The sequence below is a fragment of the Mycobacterium sp. genome, from assembly GCF_052144515.1.
Lineage (GTDB): Bacteria > Actinomycetota > Actinomycetes > Mycobacteriales > Mycobacteriaceae > Mycobacterium.
Genome location: NZ_JBKQQD010000091.1, coordinates 1 through 2,949, shown reverse-complemented (window position 1 = coordinate 2,949; position 2,949 = coordinate 1). Strand labels below are relative to the sequence as shown.

Here is a 2,949-nt window from a genome sequence, read left to right as displayed (position 1 = left end):
GGCCACGGCCGGCCACGCGGGCTCGAGCATCATGAGGTCGGCCATCGAACAGAAGTGCATGGCCTTAGGTGCGGGGCTTTTCCCATGTCCACGCAGGCTCACGGCCACTGACCGGTAGCCCTTTGCGGCGAAGAAGGGCCCCTTGTCGATCACTTCGAGCACGGGCCGGACTCCTTTGCGCCTGGCTGCAACGCCGCTGAGATTAACCAATGGCAACCGGCTCCGGTTGAATAACGCCGAGAAATCGCTCAGCAAAAAGAACGATTACGAATATCCCAGCGGTCCGGGTGCGCGAAAATCAACGCTACGCATTAGCCACTTCGACAATGCACGAGGACGTGCCAAACGTGACGATGGGTGCCTGCGAACCACGCACGCTGGTCCTGTCGGCCTTTCCGGCCGAAGCCGACGCGATTCTGTCCCACACCGTGCTGGACCGATCTTCGGTGGTAGTCGCTAACCGGCGCCACTTTTACCTCGGCTCGATCGGTGGCAAGAAGGTGATCGTGGCGATGACCGGCATCGGCCTGGTCAATGCGACCGACACCGCGCAGACCGCGTTCGCGCACTTCACGGGCGAGTCGTCTGTTTCCATTGGCGCAGTGGTTTTTTCGGGTGTTGCCGGCGGTGGCGGGCGCCCGAGCATCGGGGACGTGGTGGTACCGGCCCGATGGACGCTCGACAACGGCGCCACGTTTCACTCCGTCGATCCGGGAATGTTGGCCGCGGCCCAGACGCTCACCGTTGCCCTGGATGGCGTCAATTACCTCGGCAATGTCAAGCTCGTCGATCTGAATCGCACGCCGCACGTGTTGGTCGGCGGCGACGGATCCAGTTCGGACAACAACAACGGGCAGGCATTCCCGTGCATCCCCAACGGCGGCGCGGTTTTCGGCTGTCAACCCCGCAGTGCGCCAGATCGTTCACTTCGCCACACCGGCAACTTCTTTCAGGCCGCGGGCCCGTGGCTTAGGAACGCGCTGATCAGCAACGTGAACATCTCGTTGACGTCCAACCCGGCCTTTGACGCCACGGACCAGGAGACGGCGGCGGTGCAGGCGGTCGCCGACGCGCATGGGGTGCCGTTTCTGGGCGTCCGTGGCGTCTCGGACGGGGCCGGTGACCCGTTGCGGCTGCCCGGCTTCCCGTTCCAATTCTTCTTCTACAAGCAGTTCGCGGCGGGCAATGCCGCCCGGGTAACCGCGGCTTTCTTGCAGAACTGGGCTGGCGCGTGAGACTATTCCGGTCCCTGGCCGACGGGGCGGTTCGGGTCCGAACACCACTCCGACCAAGACCCCGGGTACAGCGCCGCGTCTCGGCCCGTCGCCGCGATCGCCGCGATCGTGACGGCCGCGGTGACGCCCGAGCCGCAGTAGACGCCCAAATCGGCGGCACCGTCGATGCCGTGGTCGGCCAAGAGTTGGGCGAGCGCATGATCGCCGATGAACGTGCCGTCGTCCGCCAGCACCGCGCCGCTGGGAACGTTCTTGGCGCCAGGGATGTGACCGGCAACCGGGTCGAGGGGTTCAACGTCGCCGCGGAAGCGTTCCGGCGCGCGCGCATCGATCAGCGTCAGATTGCCCCCGCCGGATTGCTTGGCTGTCAACGTCGGTCGATGTCCGGCGTACAGATCGGCATGTGCCACAGTCACGTTGCCGGGCCGCGGATTGACCGGGCCGGTCTCGAGGTCGTGACCGGCCGCCCGCCACGCGGACAAGCCGCCGTCCAGGATGCGTACCGTCTCAAGCCCGGCGGCGCTCAGCACCCACCACCCGCGCGCGGAACCTGCCCGACACCAGTCGTCGTACACCACCACCGACGCATCCTGCTGAATGCCCCACCTGCGGGCTGCCGCCTGGAGGTTGCGTCCCGAGGGCAGCGGGTGACGGCCCCGGCCGGCGACGGTGTGATCGCTGAGTTCGTCTTCGAGGGACACATACATCGCGCCCGGCAGGTGGCCTTCCAGGTAGGCCGCGCGGCCGTCCGGCTCGTCGAGGCGCCAGCGCACGTCGAGGATGGTCACCGGACCGCCCGAGTCGACAAGGGCGGCCAGCTCGGTGGCCGTGATCAGCACCCGGTCGCGAGCTTCCACCTGCGTCTCCTCGCTGGTTGCGGTCACTGAACTGCCCCGTTTGGAATTAAACTTCACCGGAATTAAAAGTTAACGGCGGGTTGATCTTTAAAGTTTCGGCCCCATCCCGCGGGCGGTCTATTGACCATTGGCCCGTTTTCACGGAAGTATTGAATACAACTGGCGTGATGCCTGCGACCTCGTGCTGATCCGAGCTTGAAGCTTCGAAAGTGATGAGCGAAATGAACAAGAAAATTGCTGCGTGGGCGTTCGGCGTGCTGCTGTCCGCCATGCTGGTGCCCTCGGGCGCCGCCCGCGCCGACACCACGGACACCGACTTCGTCCAGTACCTGGAGTCGCACGGTATCCACGTTGGTAGTGCGTCCCAGGCCGTGAACATGGCGCGCACGATGTGCCAAGACCTCGAAGCTGGCTACAGCCAGAAGGACGAGGTGGACCAGCTGACGGGATCTGAGAAGCTGACCCAGGCGCAGGCCGAGACGTTCATCGGCGCGGCCACCGCGGATTACTGCCCGGACAAGCATCCGGCCAACAAGCCGGGCGCTAACGGGTAACGGCAGGTCAGTCGATTGCGTAAGCCGATTTAGACCGGCGGTCTGCTAAACCGACCAGTGGTCGGTTTACGCTTCGTGGATGACCCACGGAGGTAGACGATGAGCGCACCCGGGCAATCCCAGATCCGCACCCGCATGTTCGCCCGGGTGTTGGGCCCGTTCTTCACGATCGTGCCGACCACGGTTGCGGTGCGCGGCTCGTACATGCAGACGCTGTTCACCGAGTTCAAGGCCAACCCCATGTGGCCGTGGCTGTACGGCGCCATCCTCTTGATGGGTGGCCTGGTCGTCATCGCGTTCCAC

At 64.9% G+C, this 2,949-nt stretch carries 3 protein-coding genes and 1 pseudogene; 3 read left to right on the top strand and 1 reads right to left on the bottom strand.

Annotated elements, in window-relative coordinates:
- Positions 1-326 precede the first annotated feature (326 nt).
- On the top strand, positions 327-1,235 hold the full coding sequence (locus ACLP9N_RS04745) for a phosphorylase family protein (protein WP_442406307.1): 909 nt from the start codon (positions 327-329) through the stop codon (positions 1,233-1,235).
- Between the two features lie 2 nt (positions 1,236-1,237).
- Here ACLP9N_RS04745 and ACLP9N_RS04740 read toward each other — a convergent pair whose 3' ends face one another.
- Positions 1,238-2,092, bottom strand: coding sequence for a sulfurtransferase (locus ACLP9N_RS04740; RefSeq protein WP_442406306.1), 855 nt, complete (start codon positions 2,090-2,092; stop codon positions 1,238-1,240).
- Positions 2,093-2,313: 221 nt separating this feature from the next.
- Here ACLP9N_RS04740 and ACLP9N_RS04735 point away from each other — a divergent pair, with 221 nt between their 5' ends.
- Both ACLP9N_RS04735 and ACLP9N_RS04730 read left to right on the top strand, forming a co-directional pair.
- Positions 2,314-2,646: a DUF732 domain-containing protein gene (locus ACLP9N_RS04735; RefSeq protein WP_442406305.1), complete on the top strand. Its 333-nt coding sequence runs from the start codon at positions 2,314-2,316 to the stop codon at positions 2,644-2,646.
- 99 nt (positions 2,647-2,745) lie between these two features.
- Positions 2,746-2,949 (top strand): annotated as a pseudogene (locus ACLP9N_RS04730) (hypothetical protein); the annotation flags it as partial.